At 65.0% G+C, this 18,979-nt stretch carries 21 protein-coding genes and 1 other RNA gene; 12 read left to right on the plus strand and 10 right to left on the minus strand.

The annotated features are described in order from the left end of the window. The first annotated feature begins 74 nt into the window (after positions 1-74). The 4 genes from AR323_RS12855 (at position 75) to AR323_RS12865 (ending at position 3,941) form a co-directional block, all read left to right on the plus strand. Positions 75-719 (plus strand): histidine phosphotransferase family protein, encoded by a 645-nt coding sequence (locus tag AR323_RS12855; RefSeq protein WP_057884380.1) that lies wholly within the window; start codon positions 75-77, stop codon positions 717-719. A gap of 69 nt (positions 720-788) precedes the next feature. Then, entirely contained in the window at positions 789-1,427 is a 639-nt protein-coding gene (locus AR323_RS12860; protein WP_083495443.1) for an N-acetylmuramoyl-L-alanine amidase, read from the plus strand. A 7-nt stretch (positions 1,428-1,434) separates the two neighbouring features. Next, positions 1,435-1,823: RNase P RNA component class A (rnpB, locus tag AR323_RS13305), an RNA gene on the plus strand. Positions 1,824-1,898: 75 nt separating this feature from the next. After that, positions 1,899-3,941 carry a S46 family peptidase gene (locus tag AR323_RS12865; protein ID WP_057884382.1) on the plus strand — a complete coding sequence of 681 codons (2,043 nt, stop codon included), beginning with the start codon at positions 1,899-1,901 and terminating at the stop codon, positions 3,939-3,941. A gap of 49 nt (positions 3,942-3,990) precedes the next feature. On the opposite strand, the gene AR323_RS12870 is transcribed toward AR323_RS12865, so the two are convergent. Together AR323_RS12870 and AR323_RS12875 are read right to left on the minus strand one after the other, a co-directional pair. Continuing rightward, on the minus strand, positions 3,991-5,301 hold the full coding sequence (locus AR323_RS12870) for a UDP-glucose dehydrogenase family protein (RefSeq protein WP_057884383.1): 1,311 nt from the start codon (positions 5,299-5,301) through the stop codon (positions 3,991-3,993). Continuing rightward, positions 5,298-6,101, minus strand: coding sequence for a metallophosphoesterase family protein (locus AR323_RS12875; protein WP_057884384.1), 804 nt, complete (start codon positions 6,099-6,101; stop codon positions 5,298-5,300). Before AR323_RS12875 ends, AR323_RS12870 begins: the two co-directional genes overlap by 4 nt. Positions 6,102-6,372: 271 nt before the next feature. Here AR323_RS12875 and AR323_RS12880 point away from each other — a divergent pair, with 271 nt between their 5' ends. Together AR323_RS12880 and AR323_RS12885 are read left to right on the plus strand one after the other, a co-directional pair. Further along, a complete protein-coding gene (locus tag AR323_RS12880) occupies positions 6,373-7,128 on the plus strand; it encodes a TorF family putative porin (RefSeq protein WP_057884466.1) in 756 nt (251 codons plus the stop codon). Positions 7,129-7,296: 168 nt separating this feature from the next. Then, on the plus strand, positions 7,297-7,734 hold the full coding sequence (locus tag AR323_RS12885; RefSeq protein WP_057884385.1) for a VOC family protein: 438 nt from the start codon (positions 7,297-7,299) through the stop codon (positions 7,732-7,734). Between the two features lie 18 nt (positions 7,735-7,752). Here the strand turns inward: AR323_RS12885 and nhaA are convergent, their stop codons facing one another. Then, entirely contained in the window at positions 7,753-8,982 is a 1,230-nt protein-coding gene (gene nhaA, locus AR323_RS12890) for a Na+/H+ antiporter NhaA (RefSeq protein WP_057884467.1), read from the minus strand. Between the two features lie 191 nt (positions 8,983-9,173). On the opposite strand from nhaA, the gene AR323_RS12895 reads away from it, so the two are divergent. From AR323_RS12895 to AR323_RS12920, 6 genes are all read left to right on the plus strand, one after another. After that, positions 9,174-9,494, plus strand: coding sequence for an AtpZ/AtpI family protein (locus tag AR323_RS12895; RefSeq protein ID WP_057884386.1), 321 nt, complete (start codon positions 9,174-9,176; stop codon positions 9,492-9,494). A gap of 54 nt (positions 9,495-9,548) precedes the next feature. Continuing rightward, on the plus strand, positions 9,549-10,334 hold the full coding sequence (locus AR323_RS12900) for a F0F1 ATP synthase subunit A (protein WP_057884387.1): 786 nt from the start codon (positions 9,549-9,551) through the stop codon (positions 10,332-10,334). Positions 10,335-10,373: 39 nt separating this feature from the next. Next, the gene (locus AR323_RS12905; RefSeq protein WP_057884388.1) at positions 10,374-10,601 is read left to right on the plus strand and encodes a F0F1 ATP synthase subunit C; all 228 of its coding nucleotides are present in this window, start codon (positions 10,374-10,376) and stop codon (positions 10,599-10,601) included. Between the two features lie 64 nt (positions 10,602-10,665). Beyond that, positions 10,666-11,160: a F0F1 ATP synthase subunit B family protein gene (locus AR323_RS12910; protein WP_057884389.1), complete on the plus strand. Its 495-nt coding sequence runs from the start codon at positions 10,666-10,668 to the stop codon at positions 11,158-11,160. Beyond that, entirely contained in the window at positions 11,153-11,722 is a 570-nt protein-coding gene (locus AR323_RS12915; RefSeq protein ID WP_083495436.1) for a F0F1 ATP synthase subunit B family protein, read from the plus strand. Before AR323_RS12910 ends, AR323_RS12915 begins: the two co-directional genes overlap by 8 nt. A gap of 58 nt (positions 11,723-11,780) precedes the next feature. After that, a complete protein-coding gene (locus AR323_RS12920; RefSeq protein WP_057884390.1) occupies positions 11,781-12,389 on the plus strand; it encodes a flavodoxin family protein in 609 nt (202 codons plus the stop codon). On the opposite strand, the gene AR323_RS12925 is transcribed toward AR323_RS12920, so the two are convergent. The 7 genes from AR323_RS12925 to aroA form a co-directional block, all read right to left on the minus strand. After that, positions 12,386-13,360, minus strand: a complete 975-nt coding sequence (locus AR323_RS12925) for an NADPH:quinone oxidoreductase family protein (RefSeq protein WP_057884391.1) — start codon at positions 13,358-13,360, stop codon at positions 12,386-12,388. The genes AR323_RS12920 and AR323_RS12925 overlap by 4 nt on opposite strands. A 1-nt stretch (position 13,361) precedes the next feature. Then, entirely contained in the window at positions 13,362-13,688 is a 327-nt protein-coding gene (locus tag AR323_RS12930) for a DOPA 4,5-dioxygenase family protein (protein WP_057884392.1), read from the minus strand. 2 nt (positions 13,689-13,690) lie between these two features. Next, complete coding sequence (gloB, locus tag AR323_RS12935) at positions 13,691-14,446, minus strand: hydroxyacylglutathione hydrolase (RefSeq protein WP_057884393.1); 756 nt, start codon at positions 14,444-14,446, stop codon at positions 13,691-13,693. Positions 14,447-14,602: 156 nt separating this feature from the next. Beyond that, a complete protein-coding gene (gene rpsA, locus AR323_RS12940; RefSeq protein ID WP_057884394.1) occupies positions 14,603-16,324 on the minus strand; it encodes a 30S ribosomal protein S1 in 1,722 nt (573 codons plus the stop codon). Positions 16,325-16,744: 420 nt separating this feature from the next. Further along, complete coding sequence (locus tag AR323_RS12945; RefSeq protein ID WP_057884395.1) at positions 16,745-17,368, minus strand: (d)CMP kinase; 624 nt, start codon at positions 17,366-17,368, stop codon at positions 16,745-16,747. Beyond that, positions 17,365-17,628: a CBU_0592 family membrane protein gene (locus AR323_RS12950; protein WP_083495437.1), complete on the minus strand. Its 264-nt coding sequence runs from the start codon at positions 17,626-17,628 to the stop codon at positions 17,365-17,367. Before AR323_RS12950 ends, AR323_RS12945 begins: the two co-directional genes overlap by 4 nt. Further along, a complete protein-coding gene (gene aroA, locus AR323_RS12955; protein ID WP_057884396.1) occupies positions 17,628-18,962 on the minus strand; it encodes a 3-phosphoshikimate 1-carboxyvinyltransferase in 1,335 nt (444 codons plus the stop codon). Before aroA ends, AR323_RS12950 begins: the two co-directional genes overlap by 1 nt. Positions 18,963-18,979: the final 17 nt, after the last annotated feature.

Below are 18,979 nucleotides of genomic sequence, written 5' to 3' on the forward strand. Positions count from 1 at the left end.
ACCCGCGGAGCTCCGATCCCAAGACACTGTGACACCGTGACAGGTGTGAGATTTTCAGGAAGCCTTTTCCCTAAATGAACGATACCGCTCAACTCGATCTCGCCGCAATGCTCTGTTCGCGCCTCTGCCACGACCTGCTCTCGCCGGTCGGAGCGCTCACGAACGGCCTTGAACTTCTTGCGGACGAGCGCGATCCCGAAATGCGCCAGCGGTGCTTCGAACTGCTCGAACAGAGCGCGCGGACCAGCGCGGACAAGCTCAAGTTCTTCCGTCTCGCGTTTGGCGCTGCGGGTGGCTTCGGCGAGAGCGTGCCGGTCGACGAAGCGCGATCGGTGATCGAGGCCCTGGTCGGCGATTCCAAGCGCGTCGAGCTCAACTGGGCGCTGTCCGCCGACCGTCTGCCCAAGGGCGCGGTGAAGGTGCTGCTCAACTTCGCGCAGATCGGACTGGATGCGCTGGTTCGCGGCGGTACGCTCGACGTCGGCGCGGAGAGCCGCGGCGGGGCTAGCGAGATCGTGGTCCGTGCCGCAGGGCCCAGGATCGCCTTCGACGAAACGATCGGGCGGGCACTCGAGAACCGGCTCAATCCCGGTGAACTGTCCAGCCGCACGGCTGCCGCGCACATGCTGGCCCTGGTCGCTAAGCAAGCTGGCGGCGGATTGCAGTATGTCCTGTCGGACGAGGCGCTCGTCCTCGGCGCGGTTCTGCCGGAAGGCTGACGGGTGGACGAGCTGGTTCATCGCATCGTCCCGTCGCCCAATTGCGACGAGCGCAGCCTGCCGGTGACGATGGTGGTGCTCCACTATACCGAAATGGCCGATGCCGAAACCGCGCTCGCCCGCCTGACCGATCCAGAGGCCAAGGTCAGCGCGCACTACCTGATCAGCGAAGCGGGCGAGGTGATCCGCCTGGTGGACGAGGCCAAGCGCGCCTGGCACGCGGGCGTCAGCTTCTGGCGCGGCATTCGCGACGTGAATTCGGCCAGTATCGGGATCGAGCTCGATCACCCCGGTCACGCCTTGGGTTACCGCGAATTTTCCGAGGCGCAGTTCTCGGCGCTCGTGCCGCTGCTTGCGCGTATCGTCGAGGAACATGGCATTCCGCGTGCGAATGTCGTCGGCCATTCCGATGTCGCGCCCGCGCGCAAGATCGATCCGGGCGAGCTGTTTCCGTGGGACCGGCTTGCCGAGTACAAGCTGTGCCTGGCGCGTCCTGACAAGCTGGAGGCGGGCGATCCGTTCGACAACGACGCCGCCTTCTACCTCGCACTCGAGCGGTTCGGCTACGACGTCACCGACGGGCATAAGGCGGTCGAAGCGTTCCAGCGGCGCTGGCGGCCCGAAAAGATCGACGGCGAGGTCGATGGACAAGTGCGCGCGATCCTTTTCCGATTGCTCTTGGATCGTGATCAGGGACGGACTAGATAGCGGATTGCCAGGGGGCCGGGCAGCCGCGTGCACCGTAAAGTGTTCGAGGAAAGTCCGGGCTCCACGAAACAAGGGTGGCGGGTAACGCCCGCCGCGGGCGACCGTAGGGAAAGTGCCACAGAGAGTAGACCGCCCTGTTCGCAGGGTAAGGCTGAAAGGGTGCGGTAAGAGCGCACCGGGGCGCTGGTAACAGCGCTCGCACGGCAAACCCCACCCGGAGCAAGGCCAAATAGGGGTCTCGCGCGAAAGCAGGGGCGTTTCGTCCCGAGAGACCCGGGTTGGCTGCTTGAGCCGCGCGGTAACGCACGGCCGAGATGAATGGCTGCCCCCGAACGGCCGGTCCTTCACGGGATACCGCCTTCGGGACAGAACCCGGCTTACAGGCCCCCTGGCAATTTTCTCTCGCCGGTTATCTAGACTTTGCGACGAACAGAGGCATAGGCGGTTTCAAAGGAAACCAAGGAGAGAATCATGGTTCGCGCCACGCTGCTAGCTACTGCCGCCGTAATCGCCTTCGCCGCCGCTCCAGCTGCCGCCGACGAGGGCATGTGGACGCTCGACGCATTTCCGACCGAGCGGATGAAGGCGGATTATGGCTGGGCGCCGGACCAGGCCTGGCTCGACAAGGTTCGCGGCGGCGCCGTGCGCCTGACTGGTGGCTGCTCGGCGAGCTTCGTTTCGCCGCAGGGGCTGATCCTCACCAACCACCACTGCATCGCAACCTGTCTCGCCAACAATTCGAGCGCCGCGAAGGATTATCTGAACGACGGCTTCGTTTCGTCGCGTCGCGAGGACGAACTCAAGTGCCCCGGACAGCAGGCCGAGGTCGTCACCTCGATCACGGACGTTACCACGCGTGTGAAGGGCGCGATGGGTTCGCTGACCGGCGAGGCTCTGACCAAGGCGCGCGACGCCGAAGTCGCGTCGATCGAGAAGGCGGGTTGCACCGATACGGCAACCACACGCTGTCAGGTCGTCACCCTGTTCGGCGGTGGTCAGTACAAGCTGTACCAGTATCGCAAGTATTCCGACGTGCGCATGGCCTGGGCGCCGGAGGATCGTGCTTCGACGTTCGGCGGCGATCCCGACAACTTCAACTTCCCGCGCTACGCTCTCGATGCGGCCTTCCTGCGCGCCTACGAGAACGGCCAGCCGGTCGCGACGCCGCAGCACCTCAAGTGGAACCCGCGCGCGCCCAAGGCCGGCGAAGCCACGTTCGTGGTCGGCAATCCCGGCTCGACCAGCCGCCTGTGGACCGGCAGCCAGCTCGCCTTTGAGCGCGAAGTGCGTCTGCCGGTGACGGTCGCGACCACGTCGGAGCTGCGCGGACGTCTGATCCAGGCGATGCAGGAAAGCCCCGAGAAGGAGCGCGAAGGCCTCGATACCCTCAACGGTATAGAAAACAGCCTCAAGGTGTTCATCGGGCGCACGAAGGCACTCAACGACCCTGCCTTTACCGGCAAGCTGGCTGCGGCCGAGGCCGACCTCAAGGCCAAGAGCGCGCGCAACGCCGCGCTCGGCGATCCGTGGACCGAGGTCGATTCCGCGGTCTCGGCCTATCGTTCGCTCTATTACCCGTCGCGTTTCATGCAGCCTTCGAGCGACCTGCTAGGTTACGCCCAGACGCTGGTGTTTGCGGCGCAAGAGCGTGAAAAGCCGAACGGCGAGCGCCTGCCCGGCTACACCGACAGCAGCCTGCCGCTGACCGAGAAGCGCGTGCTCGACGCCCGCCCGGTCTATCCCTGGCTCGACAAGCTGACGCTGGAATGGAGCCTGTCGAAGGCGCGCGAATATTTGGGTGCCGACGATCCGGACACCAAGTTGCTGCTCGGCAAGGCGAGCCCCGAAGGTCTCGCCGAATCGCTCGTATCCGGCACCAAGATGGCTGACCCGGCGGTTCGCAAGGCACTGTGGGACGGCGGCATGAAGGCGATCAAGGCGTCTGACGATCCGATGATCGTCTATGCGCTTCGCCTGGCCGATCGTCAGCGCGAACTGCGCGCGAAGACCGATGCCGTCTACAGCGGTCCGCTCGCCATCGCTGGCGCAAAGCTGTCCGACGCACGCTTTGCCGCTTACGGCGACACGCTGTATCCCGATGCCACGTTCACGCTGCGCATCAGCTACGGCAAGGTCGCCGGGTGGACCGAGCGCGGCGAGCAGGTTCCGTACCAGACGACGATGGCCGGCATGTTCGAGCGGGCCACCGGCAACGCGCCTTATGATGCGGCTCCCGGCTTCGTTGCGGCAAAGTCGAAGATCGACCCCAATGCTACGTTCGATTTCGTCACGACCAATGACATCATCGGCGGCAATTCGGGTTCGCCGGTGATCGACCGTGCCGGAACCGTGATCGGCGCTGCGTTCGACGGGAACATCCACTCGCTGGGCGGCAACTATGGCTACGATCCGGTGCTGAACCGGACCGTCGTGGTTTCGACCGATGCGGTGCAGGAAGCGCTCGAGAAAATCTACCCTGCGCCCGCACTGGTTCGCGAACTCGCCGGCAAGTGATCGAAGGCGGGCGCGGACCGAGGTTCGCGCCCGCCCTCAATTCGGGGAGCTATGCGCGCCCGATGCTGCTGTAGGCAAAGCCGGCGGCCCGCACGTCGGCCGGGCGGTAGATGTTCCGCAGATCGACGAGAACAGGGGCGTTCATCCGTTCCTTGACCCGCGCGAGATCGAGCGCGCGGAAGGCGTCCCACTCCGTCACGATGGCGGCCGCATCGGCGCCGTCGAGCGCCGTGTAAGGACTGTCGCACATCGTTACGCCGGGCATCAGCGGCGCGGCGATCTCCATGCCTTCGGGATCGTAGGCCGCGACAGAAACTCCGTTGTCGATCAGCGCCTGAGCGATCGCGATCGCCGGGCTGTCTCGCATATCGTCGGTGTTGGGCTTGAAGGTCAGCCCGAGCAGGGCGACTTTCTTGCCGCGAGCGGCGTCGGGACCGCCCAGCGCGTCGATCACCTTGCGGCCCATCGCCCGCTTGCGGCTGTCATTGACCTTGACGACCGCCTCGACGATCCGCGTCGGCGCTCCGGCATCCTCGGCGGTCTTGATCAACGCCAAGGTGTCCTTGGGGAAGCAGCTTCCGCCATACCCCGGACCGGCGTGCAGGAACTTGGCTCCGATGCGGCCATCCATGCCGATCCCGCGCGCGACGTCCTGTACGTCGGCGCCGACTTTCTCGCACAGGTCGGCCATCTCGTTGATGAAGGTGATCTTGGTCGCCAGGAAGGCGTTGGCTGCGTACTTGATCAGCTCACTCGTTCGGCGGCCGGTGAACAGGATCGGCGATTCGTTGAGGAACAGCGGCCGATAGACTTCGCGCATGACTTCGCGCCCGAATTCGTCCTCCGCGCCGATGACGATGCGATCGGGGCGCTTGAAGTCGCCGATAGCCGCGCCTTCCCGCAGGAACTCGGGATTGGAAACAACCGAGACCCGGTGCGAGCAACCGGATTCGGCGATGATCCGTTCGACCTCGTCGCCGGTGCCGACCGGCACGGTCGACTTAGTGACGACGACCGCGTCGTTCGACAGGCTTTCGCCGACTTCCCGCGCCACTGCATAAACATAGGAGAGGTCGGCATGGCCGTCGCCGCGCCGGCTGGGAGTGCCGACCGCGATGAAAATCGCCGATGCACCCGCTATACCTTCTGCCAGATCCGTCGTGAACGACAGTCGCCCTGTCTTGACGTTGCTCGCGACAAGCGCATCGAGACCCGGTTCGTAGATCGGCATGACTCCCGCGTGCAGACGGTCGATCTTCGACTGATCCTTGTCGATGCAGACTACCTCGTGTCCGAAATCGGCGAAGCAGGCGCCTGACACCAGGCCGACGTACCCCGAGCCGACCATTGCAATCTTCATGCCCCGCAGTCCTTTTTCTCGATGGCGATACCGCTTCCGGCGTCTACCGCCTGTATCAGGCGCCGGCTCTCGCCTTCGAGCACGAGCGCCGTCAAGCGCCCAGTGCGATACGCGCCGGTATCGATTCCGAGGCGGTTCGACCGCAGATCGACATCTTCTGTGATCGTGTGACCGTGGATGACGTAATGCTCGTGCGGCGAGTCGTAATCGAGGAAAGGTTCGCGAATCCAGCGAAGATGATGAGGCTTCTGTTGTTCGAGCGGGATTTCCGGAGCGATTCCGGCATGGACGAACAGATAGTCGCCGATCACGACATGGTCCCTCGCGCCGCCCAGGAAAGCGCGATGTGCGTGAGGCACTGCGCGGGCCATGAGGACCTGGAGTTCCCCAAGCGAGGCGGCATCGTAAACGTCGCGCGGAACGCCATAACTCAGAACCGTCTGGCGACCTCCGTGGCGAAGGAAGTGACGAAGTACGCCTTCATCATCGAATGAGTCGATGAACATCTCTTCGTGGTTGCCGATGAGAAGTTCCACCTTGCGGCGAGATCGCCACAGCATCGCGAGTTCCACCACCCCCGCGCTGTCAGGCCCGCGATCCACGAGATCGCCGAGCAGGACGACGGTGGTTCGCGCAGAACCGGATTCGGCATCGTCTCGCTCGACGGCGTCAATAAGCGCTTCGAAAAGATCGCGGCGTCCGTGGACGTCGCCGATGGCATAGACCCGCTCGCCATTGGGCACCGATGCGCGTGGCGATGACGGTTTGGATCTGAACAGTTGGCGCAGAGGTTCGAACATGGGGCTTGGCGGAGCAATCGATGTTGCGGAACTGGAGGCGCCGCATAGGCGAGGGGCGGCTAGACGGCAACGGATGAGCCTGCTGTGAACTGATGGGGCTGGTGCACAAAATCCACACTTAATCGCGCAGAGAGGCAAAGACGATTTTTTTCTTGTGCGCTGCAACATCAAGAGGCAAGAAAGTTGCGCATCAGCCGCAAGGCGATCCGCGATAATGACGGATCCCCGGCATGTGCGCAGGCGGGACGAGGCACAAACCGAGGAGTTTGCCATGCTTACGTCCATCCGCGGCCTTCTGGCCGCAACCGTTATTGCCACTTCCGCGTTCGCCGCGGCCCCCGCGCTCGCCCAGGACGAAGAAGCCGGCCCGGTCACCGTCACCGGTAGCGTCACCGTCGTTTCCGACTACCGTTTCCGCGGCGTATCACTTTCGGGCGGAGATCCGGCCATACAGGGCGGGATTACCGTTGCGCACGAAAGCGGCTTTTACATTGGCACATGGGGCTCGTCGATCGACGACGGCGGCAGCGATTTCTACGGTGATGTCGAACTCGATGTGTTCGGCGGCTGGAGCGGTGATGTCGCCGAAGGCGTCGGCCTCGATGTCGGCCTTCTCTATTATGCGTATCCCAGCAACGCCGCAGGCTTCGATGCCGAGTATTTCGAGCCGTACGTGACGGTCACCGGCACGCTCGGTCCGGTGACTGCCAAGGTTGGCGCTAACTACGCGTGGGACCAGGATTCGCTGGGGGGCAACGACAGCCTTTACCTGCGGACCGACCTTAGCACCGCCCTCCCGCAGACCCCGATCACCTTGTCGGCGCACCTTGGATACACGGACGGTGTGCTGGCGCCGCCCCTCCTCGCCGGGACAGCCGACGACACTGGTCTCGACTGGTCTCTCGGGGCGAGTGCAACCGTGCTCGGCAGCCTTACGCTCGGCGTATCGTACGTCGGGGTGGAAGGTCCTTCGATCGACGGCTTCACCGACGACGCCGTGGTCTTCTCGCTCGGCGGGAGTTTCTGATCGAACGGGGCAGGGGCGCTCTTTGGGAGCGCTCCTGCCGATATGCGGGCGGAATCAGTTCAGGTCCGTCAGGGCTACCAACGCTCCGGATCACTTAGGCGGGACACTGGCGAAAGTCGGGACGTTCACTACATCCAGTGCCCTGCTGAAGACACTGGAGCCCGCCTGATGGTGAAATACCTGCATACGATGATCCGCGTTGCCGATCCCGAGGCGACCGTGTCCTTTTTCAAACTCATCGGACTTGAGGAAGTGCGGCGCTTCGGCAGCGAGGGCGGCCGTTACACCCTGATTTTCCTCGCCGCGCCGGGGCAGGAGGGCGTGGCCGAAGTCGAACTGACCTACAACTGGCCCCCTGAGGACGGCTCGCCGGCGGAGGCCTACTCTGGCGGGCGCAATTTCGGCCACCTCGCTTATCGGGTCGCCGACATCTACGCTACCTGCCAGCGGTTGCAGGAGGCCGGGCATATCATCCATCGCCCTCCGCGGGATGGCCACATGGCTTTCGTCAAATCGCCTGACGGCATCTCCGTCGAGCTGCTGCAGGAGGGTCACCTTCCGCCGCAGGAGCCCTGGGCCAGCATGGAGAATACCGGCAGCTGGTGAGCGTCCGGTATTCTCGACTCAAACGACCTGACTCTCCACCTTCGCTTCCGCCTGTTCGACAGTAAGTCGTTTAGCGGGAGCGAAGCGGAGGAGCAGGTAGCCCATTACCAGCGAAGCCAGCGTGCCCATCAGAACGCCGATCTTCGCCTGCTCGTACAGCAGCGCGTTGTCGGCAAAGGCGAGTGCACCGATGAACAGGCTCATCGTGAAGCCGATGCCGCACAGGATCGCGATACCCCAGACCTGCAGCCAGCTTGTGCCCTCGGGTTTGCTCGCAATCCCTAGCTTGTGCGCCGCGGCGACCGCTCCCAGGATGCCGAGCTGCTTGCCGAGAAATAGCCCGGCGGCGATCGCCAGGGGCAAAGGCGCGAGAATTCCGGCGGGGCCGAGGTCGCGCAGATCCACGCCGGCATTGGCGAGGGCGAAAATGGGGACGACCATGTAGGCGTTCCAAGGCGCAAGGCGGTGTTCGACTTTCTCGAGCAAGTGCTTGCCGTTGCGACGGTACATAGGGACCATCAGCGCCGCGACCACTCCCGCGATAGTCGCGTGGACGCCCGAATTCAGCACGCAGAACCACAGCAATATCGTGGCCGCGAAATAGGCCCAGACCCGGTCGACTTTCACCATGTTCATGATCGCCATGCCGATCGCAACCGCGATCGAAGCGATCAGCCAGATTCCTTTGACTTCCAGCGTGTAGAATGCGGCGATGATGATCACCGCACCGATATCGTCGACAATGGCTACGGTCAGCAGGAACAGGCGCAGCGTGCCGGGCACACGACGCCCGAGCAGACCGATGACGCCCATCGCGAACGCAATGTCGGTTGCCGCCGGGATCGCCCAGCCGCGGTGCATTTGCGGGTCGTCGCCAACTAGGGCGAGGAATAGCGACGCGGGGACAACCATGCCCGCGACAGCGGCGATCACGGGCAGGCGGCGTGCCTGCGGGTTCGACAGGTCGCCTTCGACCAATTCGCGCTTTACCTCCAGCCCGACGACAAAGAAGAAAAGCACCATCAGCGCGTCATTGATCCACAGGTGCGCGTTCCAAAGCTTGGGTATCGGGGTCCACGGCAGCGGCGCGTGGAACAGCGCGTGGTAACCTTCTCCCAGCGCCGAGTTGGCGATTACCATCGCGAGAACGGCGATGCCGATCAGCAGCACCCCTTCGCGAGAGTTCGAAGTGAACAGCGCGCGGACGGGCGATAGGCGCTCGGCGAACGGGATCGAATTATTGGCCATGAAAAATGCCTTCACGATTGCTGCGCAGGTTTCAACCCCCGGGCATTCGCACGAAGGCCGGACCGCCGGTTGACTCGCCAAGGACCCCCGCCTAAGGGGGCGGCGCCCTCGGCGGGCACCTCCCGCGCATGCCGCGCGTTTCCTTCTTCAAGGCGTTTCCGAGAGGAAGCTTCCTAACCGAGGAGAGTGGTATGAGCGACGAGAGGCCCGCACGGGAACCCATCGGCGAGGATGCGCGGATTGACGCGCTCGAAGAGCGGCTGAAGGCCGCGCGCGAGCGGGAAGACGAGCGCACCGGATCGAAGGTGCAGGGGGCCGATGCGAATTATCGCAGCGGCAACCGGGCGCTGGCCGATCTGCTCGGCGGGGTTCTTGGCGGCTTGGTACTCGGCTGGCTGTTCGACTGGCTGGCGGGAACCTTGCCCTGGGGACTGCTTGGTGGTCTCGCCCTCGGGATCGTGGTCGCCTTCAGGAATATCATCCGTTCTGCAAGCAAGCGTCCGGACCGATAACGCCACCCGGCGTATATCCGGCCGCCGCGCACAAGGATCAGGGACTTTCGCACAGTGGCAGCCGAAGCCAAGGTCGACCCGATGCACCAGTTCACGATCGAGCCGCTTGGCGGCACGGCGGGCTGGGAAATTGCGGGCTACAATATCGCCTTCACCAACTCCGCGCTGTGGATGCTCATCACCACGGTCGTGCTGACGCTGTTCGTCGCCGGCGGACTGAAGCGCCAGATGGTGCCCGGTCGTTGGCAGATGGCGGTGGAGACCTTCACCGGCTTCATCGACAACATGCTGGAAGCGAACATCGGCAAGGCGGGGCGCAAGTATGTTCCCTATGTCTTCAGCCTGTTCATGTTCATCCTGTTCGCGAACCTGTTGGGCCTGCTACCCTTGGGCGTCGTGGGTCTGCACCCATTCACGTTCACGAGCCATTTCACGGTGACTGGCGTTCTGGCGGTGCTGTCGTTCGCGATCGTTCTCGTTGTCGGCTTCTGGCGGCATGGCCTGCACTTTTTCAGCCTATTCGTGCCGCAAGGCACGCCGCTGCCGATGATCCCGGTGATCGCCCCGATCGAGTTCATCTCGTTCATGGTGCGTCCCTTCAGCCTCGGCCTGCGACTTTTCGTCGCGATGATGGCCGGTCACGTGTTGCTCGAAGTTCTGTCGAGCTTCGTGATCGACGGCACCAACGCGGGCGTAGGCTTCGGCCTGCTCGTCGGCCTGCCCAGCTTCATCCTGATGATCGGCATCTGCGCGCTCGAACTGCTCGTCGCCGGCATTCAGGCCTACGTTTTCGCCCTTTTGACGTCGCTGTACATCAACGATGCCGAGAACCTTCACTAAGTCACCTTTTCAACACACGGAATTTAAAGGAGTTTTATCATGGACATGGAAGCCGCCAAGCTCATCGGTGCGGGTCTTGCTGCGATCGGTGCCGGTATGGCCGCCATCGGCGTGGGTAACGTCTTCGGTTCGTTCCTCGAGAGCGCGCTGCGCAACCCCGGCGCCGCCGACGGCCAGCAGGGCCGTCTGTTCATCGGCTTCGCTGCGGCCGAACTTCTCGGTCTGCTGGCGTTCGTCGTCGCGATGATCCTGATTTTCGTCGCCTGACACCCGATAGTGATCGCCGACCGGGCCACCGTGCCCGGTCGGTGACGCAGATACAGAGCGCGCGATGCCACAGATAGCCCAGCTTGCCGAAACCTATTCGAGCCAGATCTTCTGGCTGCTGATCTTCTTCGGCTTCACCTTCTTCGTCATCGGCCGGGGCATGGTCCCGCGGGTGATGGCGACGGTGGACGCGCGCGACGCGCAGATCGCTTCCGACCTCGCCGCCGCCCAGGCTGCGCGGGACGAGGCCGATCGGCAGGAAGAAGCCTGGCGGACTCGCGAGAACGAAAATCGCGCAGCCGCTCAGGCCGTCCTGGCCCAGGCCAAGGCCGATGGTGCGGCCAAGACCGAGGCGCGGCTTGCCGAGGTACAACAATCGATCGACGTTCGCCTGGCCGAGGCGGAGGCGCGCATCGGCGCGGCACGCGCGTCGGCCCTGACCGAAATCGAGGATGTCGCGGCCGAAGCCGCGCAGGACATCGTCGCGCGGCTGGCCGGGGTGAAGGTAACCAAGCCCGCCGCCGCCAAGGCGGTCAAGGAGGCACTCGTCCATGGCTAATCCGCTTCCCGAAGTCATCGCGACGACGGCTGCCGATACCGTGACCGAGTCGGGCCACGGTGGTGCGGCGACGCACCTCCAGCCCGAACTGTTCGGGCTCGCTCCGTACCAAATCGTGGCGCTGGCCATGCTGGTGCTCGTGCTGATCATGGTGTGGAAGAAGGTGCCCGGCGCCATCACCCGCGGCATCGACGACAAGATCGCCGCGATCCGCCAGCAACTCGACGAAGCGAAGGCCTTGCGCGCCGAGGCCGAGCAACTCCGGGCGGAGTATGCCGCTAAGGTCGCCGGCGCCGAAAAGGATGCCGAGGCCATGCTCGCGAACGCGCGGCATGAGGCGGACTACATTCTCCAGAAGGCCGAGGCCGACGCGAAGGATACCGTCGCCCGCCGCGAACGTATGGCCGCCGACAAGATCGCCGCTGCCGAACGCACTGCGGTTGCCGACCTGCGCGCCAAGGCTGCGATAGCGGCAACGGTTGCCGCCACGAAGCTTATCGCGGAGAAACACGGCGAAGACGCCGACCGCAAGCTCGCCGACGAGATTATCGCCGGCATCTGAGCTTTCTCGGAACACGGGACGGGGCCACGCGCTCTTCTGTCGATGACAGGAGAACGCCGTGGCCCTTTCCGCAATTGCCCTCAACTGCTCGCTGACAAAGACCCGCTCGCGCAAGAGTTCAACCGATGCGATGATCGGCGTTCTTGCCGAAGCATTCTCCACGCATGACGTGACGGTCACCGAGACGATCCGCATCGCGGATCACAATGTGGCGTGGGGCGTCAGCTCGAACGAAGGGCCCGGCGACGATTGGCCGGTAATCCGCGCCAAGATACTGGCCCACGACATTCTGATATTCGGCACGCCGATCTGGATGGGTCAGGCGTCCAGCGTGGCGAAGCTGGTGCTGGAGCGGATGGACGCGTTCCTCTCCGAAACCGACGAGGCGGGACGGATGCCGAGCTATTCCAAGGTCGCCGTGGCGGCGATCGTCGGGAACGAGGACGGCGCGCACTGGGCCAGTTCGCAGATCTTCCAGAGTCTCAACGATACCGGGTGGACGATCCCGGCGGTGGCGGCATGCTATTGGGTCGGCGAGGCGATGGGTTCGACCGATTTCAAGGACCTGGAGCATCGGCCCCGCAAGGTGAGCCAGACTGCGGGTATGGTGGCGGCGAACGCGGCGCACCTCGCGGGCCTGCTCAAGGGCGCGCCTTATCCCCGTTAGGTCTCGAAGACGACCTTCCCCACCAGTTCACCCGACGCCATGGCGTCGAACCCTTCGCGCCAGCGGTCGAGCGGTAAGACGCGATCGATAACAGGTCGGATCGATCCCTGGGCGGCCAGGCGCGAAACCTCGCTGGCTATCCGGGCACCGCGGTCGGGAAACCGCCGCGCGTATTCGCCAGCGCGGACGCCCACGACCGAGAAGCCTTTGATGAGAGGTATGTTCACCGCGAGGTCCGGGATGCGGCCTGCGACGAACCCGACGACGAGCAGCTTTCCGCCGAACGCCACGCAGCGCGTGCTTTCGTCGAACACGTCGCCGCCCACCGGGTCTAGGACGAGGTCGCACAGCGCGCCGCCAGTCAGAGCGGCCACTTGCTCGCGAAACCGGCCGCGATTGACGATGACGGCATCGGGTGCGGCTGCCTCCCGGATCGCGTCGACTTTCGACGGATCGTGCGTCGCGGCGATCACTCGCGCGCCAAGCGCCCGCGCCAGGTCGCAGGCGGCGAGTCCGACTCCGCCGCTTGCCCCGTGAACCAATACCCATTGGCCGGACCTCAGCCCGCCCAGTTCGACAAGCGCGGTGTAAGCGGTGACGTATGTCGTCCCGAGGGCGCCGGCCGTGACGGAGTCCAGCCCATCGGGAATGGGCCGCAGCGATCGGGCGGGGACACTCGCGAAATCTGCGAATGCCCCGGTCTTCGCGCCGCCCATCACCCTGTCGCCGACCGCGAACGGCGCGTCCGCGTCCGCCTCGACCACCTCGCCGGCCAGTTCCATTCCGCTGGTGAACGGCGGGTCCGGGCGGAACTGGTATTCGCCCCGGGTCATCAGGAGGTCGGGATAGTTGAGCGATGCGGCGCGGACCCGCACCAGCACTTCGCCCGGTGCGCGAGTGGGCAGGGGCAGGTCGACAAGCGAAACGCCCGACAGGTCTTCCGACAGGCGATCGACCCGAAGCGCCTTCACGTCAGTTAAAGATCGACATATCGAGCGGCTCGGACGCGCCGAACCAGACGACGTAGCGGGTGTGGTCGGCCAGATCGTCGCCGCTGAGGCCATGGGCGAAAATCGTCAGCTCGCCGCGCGCCTCCGGAGCCCACACGGCGAAGCGGGCGAACTGCTCGGGTCGCAGCGACAGTTGACAGGATCCGCGCGGGTGCGGCCCGACGGGAGCGGAGTGAAAATGACCCACCGGACAGCCGAATTCGGCGCGGGCGGCCTCGGCGAATGCCTTCGCCCGGTCCAGTTCCGGCGGATCGAAATAGATGTGCGCGTGGAAGCCGCGGATGGCCACGATCAGAAACTGTCCTTGGCTGCGCGCAGCTTGGCGAATGTCTCGGCCGCCGTCGTGCCGCCCCAGCGATTGCGCAGGTCCTCGCGGTCCGCGCGCAGGAACGGGTTGGTCAGCAGCTCACGTTCGAGCTTGGTGGGGACCGTAGGCTCGCGCCGGGCACGGCGATCGCCGATTTCCTGCACATAGAGCTGCAGCTCAAGGTTGTCGGGATCGGCGTGTAGCGCGAACTTCGCGTTCGACTGGGTATATTCGTGCGCGCAATAGAGCATCGTCTGGCTAGGCAAGGCGCGAATCCGCTCGAGGCTAGCCCAGAACTGCTGCGGATCGCCTTCGAACATCCGCCCGCATCCCAGCGCGAACACGCTGTCGCCGACGAAGGCGACTTCGTCTTCGGCCAGGTGATAGGCGATGTGGCCGCTGGTATGGCCGCCGACGTCGATGATCGCGGCCTCGTGCTCGCCGACCGTTACCGTATCCCCGTGCTTCACCACGCGGTCGATGGGCGAGATGCGCTCGACTTCTGCCGGCGCGACGATGGTGCAGCCGGTCGCCGCCTTGATCGCCGCGTTGCCGCCGGCATGGTCCGGGTGCCAGTGCGTGTTCCAGATCTGGGTGATCTGCCAGCCTTTCGCGGCGGCCTCGCGCATGTAGGCCTCGCCATCGGGCGTATCGATGCAGACCGTCTCCTCACTCACCGGATCGTGGACGAGGAAGCCGTAGTTGTCGGACAGGCAGGCGAACTGATGGATCTCTAGCATCGGGCGAAGATAGTGCCTTGCCCGGACGTAGGAAAGGCCCGCCTTCCCGTGGGGGAGGGCGGGCCTTCGTAGTTCCCTGGGGAAGCCGTCACGGGAGTAGATCCCCTGACCTCGACTACCCCGCTGTAACCCGCAAGCTCCTTGCGGATGCGCGGATCAGTCCTGCTTCGCCTTCAGCGCTTCGCCCAGGATGTCGCCCAGCGATGCGCCCGAATCGGACGAACCATACTGCTCGACGGCCTGCTTCTCTTCGGCGATCTGGCGCGCCTTGACCGAGAAGTTGGGCTTCTTCGAACGATCGAAGCCGATGACCATGGCGTCGAGCTTCGCGCCGACCTGGAAGCGGTCGGGACGCTGCTCGTCGCGGTCGCGGCCAAGGTCGCTGCGCTTGATGAAGCCCGTCGCGCCGTCGTCGCCGACCTGCACTTCGAGGCCGCCGTCGCGCACTTCGAGCACGGTGACCGTGACGACGTCGTTCTTCTTGATGCCGCCAGCCGAAGCGGCGCTGGTGCCGCCGGCCGCCGGGGCACCCTTTTCGAGCTGCTTCATGCCGAGGCTGATGCGCTCCTTCTCGACGTCGACGTCGAGAACGACGGCTTCGACCTCTTCACCCTTGCGGTGCAGCGCCAGCGCGTCTTCGCCCGAGATGCCCCAGGCGATGTCCGACATGTGGACCATGCCGTCGACGTCGCCGGGCAGGCCGATGAACAGGCCGAACTCGGTGGCGTTCTTGACTTCGCCGGTGACCTTCGCACCGACCGGGTGTGCTTCGGCGAACTCTTCCCACGGATTGCGCTGGGCCTGCTTGAGGCCGAGGCTGATGCGGCGCTTGTCGCTGTCGACCTCCAGCACCATCACTTCGACTTCCTGCGAAGTCGAAACGATCTTGCCGGGGTGGACGTTCTTCTTGGTCCAGCTCATTTCCGAAACGTGGACCAGGCCCTCGATGCCGGGCTCGATCTCGACGAAGGCGCCGTATTCGGTGATGTTGGTCACCGTGCCGGACATCTTCATGCCGATCGGGTACTTGGCGGCGACGCCATCCCACGGATCGCTTTCCAGCTGCTTCATGCCAAGGCTGATGCGCTGGGTTTCGGGGTTGATGCGGATGATCTGCACGGTGACGGTGTCGCCGATGTTGATCACCTCGTTCGGGTGGTTGACCCGCTTGTAGCTCATGTCGGTGACGTGGAGCAGGCCGTCGATGCCGCCCAGGTCCACGAACGCACCGTAATCGGTGATGTTCTTCACGACGCCTTCGATCACCTGGCCCTCGGCCAGCTTGTCGATCAGCTCGCTGCGCTGTTCGGCGCGGGTTTCTTCGAGGACCGCGCGGCGCGAAACGACGATGTTACCGCGGCGGCGGTCCATCTTCAGGATCTGGAACGGCTGCGGCATGTCCATCAGCGGGCCGACGTCGCGCACGGGGCGGATATCGACCTGGCTTCCGGGAAGGAAGGCCACGGCGCCGTCGAGGTCGACGGTGAAGCCGCCCTTGACGCGGCCGAAAATCCGGCCGTCGACGCGCTTGCCTTCGCCGAATTCGCTTTCGAGCTTGTCCCACGCGGCTTCGCGGCGGGCGCGGTCGCGGCTGAGCATCGCTTCGCCGTCGGCGTTCTCGACGCGGTCGACGAACACTTCGACCTCAGAGCCTACCGACAGGCCGTGCGAGCCGTCTTCTTCGCCGCGCTCGAATTCCTTGAGGTTGATGCGGCCTTCGCTCTTCAGGCCGACGTCGATGATCGCCATGCCGTTTTCGATGGCGGTCACGGTGCCCTTGACGACGCGGCCTTCGAAGCCGTCTTCGCCGGCGCCGCCGAGCTGTTCGTTGAGCAGCGCCTCGAAATCGGCGCGTGTGGGGTTGGCAGTCGATGCCATAGAGTCAGGTTTCCTGTTCACGTTTTGCTACCGGCCTCGGGTTTTACCCGGGTCTTTACCCGTCTCCCGCACGATTGCGGGGCTAACGGGGCAAGAGGGCCGTCGTCTCCGCAAGGCCGGATGCCAAGCGAAGGTCCTGTCGAGCGGGTGCTGACTGGGACGGCGCGCCCATACGCCCGAGGGGGCGCGAAAGCAAGCTTTGGCTGGAGCGGGGCGTGTCACGGTTTGCCGCGGTTTTTCGAAACCCGGGCAGTGGGCACCTGCCCTCGGCAAGACGCGCCTTTTCGCATCTTCGGGTGTGACTTTCCGTTGCGGCAAGCGGAAGGCGAGCCTGCGGAGAGGGAGAACGTCCGTGGCGGGTTCCATATCGCGCGATAATGGACCGGCTATCCGTTTGTAGGAAAATGGTATTCTCTGGAATTAGCCCCGCCGCGCGGCCTCCACCGCCTCGATCGCCGCGGCGAGCGCCTGTTCGCGGGTCATCGCGGAATTGTCGATCACGAACGCGCCTTCCGCGACGCGCAGCGGGGCTTCGGCGCGATTGGCATCTCGTTCGTCGCGGGCGCGAATGTCCTGCGCGATATCGTCGAGCGAGACCTCGATTCCACTCTCGCGCATTTCCTTCCACCGCCGCTCTGCACGCGCTTCGACGCTGGCGGTGACGAACAACTTCACGTCCGCGTCGGGCGCGATGACGGTGGCGATGTCACGGCCGTCGAGCACCGCTCCGCCGGGCTGCTCGGCGAACTTGCGCTGCCGCTCGTAAAGCGCCTGCCGGACCGAGGGATGGATCGACACCCGGCTGGCGAGGCCGCCTGTCTCCTCGCTGCGCAACGACGGATCAGCGAGCAGGGCGTCGGGGAAAGCCGTCCCCGCGAGCGCGTCTCCCGCCTCGTCCGGATCGCCCCCGTCGATGAACACCTGGCGGCCCACGGCGCGATAGAGCAGGCCGGTATCGAGATAGGGCAGGCCATAGTGTGCCGCGAGACCGCGCGCGATCGTGCCCTTGCCCGAGGCGGTGGGACCGTCGACGGCGATGATCATTGCGGCTTCGCTCGCGCCCGCAGCGCCTTCGCGATACCGAACAGGGCAATGCCCATCCACACGATCTCGAGCACCATCGTCGGCAGGTTGTAATTTACCGTCAGCGAGATCGCGAGCAGCGCGGCGCCGAAGAAGTTCGCCACGTTGAACACGAGCAGGTTCATGCTTTTCGAAAGGTTGCTGTAGGCAAAGGCCGCGACGATCAGGAAGCTTCCGGCAAAGCCGATGAGATCGGCTTCGAATGACGATATTCCGGGCATCAGCTTTGCGTGGCTCCTTCAAGCAGGTCTTCGAACGTCGGGAAACTGGTGGCGATTGGGCGGGTATCGTCGATTTCGACGCCGTCCTTCGATACGAGGCCGGCGACCGCCATCGCCATTGCGATGCGGTGGTCGAGATGGGTCTGCACCCGCGCGTTCGACGTACCGCGCAGCGGATCGCCGCCGGTCCCGTCGATGATCAGTCCGTCTTCGGCTTCCTCGACGTTCGCACCGGCCGCGGTGAGCGCGGCGGCCATGGCGGACAGGCGGTCCGATTCCTTGACCCGCAGCTCGTCGAGACCGCGCGTGACCGTGCGCCCGTGGGCCATCGCGGCGGCGATGAACAGGACGGGAAACTCGTCGATCATGCTCGGGGCGAGGGCGGGGTCGACCTCGATCCCGGTCAGCGGAGCGTGGCGGACGTGCAGGTCGGCCACCGGCTCGCCGCCGAACTCGCGGCGGTCCACTTCGTCGATGATCGCGCCCATCTGGCGCAGCACCTCGACCAGGCCGGCGCGCGTGGGATTGAGGCCGACGTTCTCGATCATGAGGTCGCTGCCGGGAACGATGCTGGCGGCCACCATGAAGAACGCGGCCGACGAGGGATCGCCCGGCACCTCGATCGTCTGGGGCTTGAGGTCGGCCTCGCCGCGAATATGGATGATCCGCTCGCCGCCCATCACCTCGACCTCGATATCGGCGCCGAAGCCGCGCAGCATCCGTTCGGAGTGGTCGCGGGTCGGGACCGGTTCGATGACGGTGGTGATGCCGGCGGTATTCAATCCCGCCAGCAGCACAGCGCTCTTCACCTGCGCGGACGCGACCGGCAGACGGTATTCGATCGGTACGGGTACGCTGGCTCCGGTCATCATCAGCGGCAGGCGACCCCCGGGCGAGGGGGTGAAGCTTGCGCCGATGCGGCTCAGCGGTTCGATGACCCGCCCCATCGGGCGTTTCGACAGGCTGGCGTCCCCGGTGAACGCCGCAGTGATCGCGTGGCTGGCGATCAGGCCCATCAGCAGCCGCGTGGACGTGCCCGAATTGCCCATGTCGAGCGCCGCCTGCGGCTGGAGCAATCCGCCGACGCCGACGCCGTGGATCGACCAGCGATCGCTGTGCTTCTCGATAGTCGCGCCCATCGCGCGCATGGCAGCGGCGGTGGCCATCACGTCCTCGCCCTCGAGCAGGCCGGTCACCCGCGTCTCGCCCACCGCCAGCGCGCCGAGCATGATCGAGCGGTGGCTGATCGACTTGTCGCCGGGCACGCGGATGCGGCCACGCAAGGGTGCGGCGGCGCTGAAGCGGCGCGGGGAGGGAAGGTCGCTATGGTTCATGGTCGGCCTGAGGCGCG

The sequence above is a fragment of the Tsuneonella troitsensis genome, assembly GCF_001441535.1.
In the GTDB taxonomy this organism is placed as follows: domain Bacteria; phylum Pseudomonadota; class Alphaproteobacteria; order Sphingomonadales; family Sphingomonadaceae; genus Tsuneonella; species Tsuneonella troitsensis.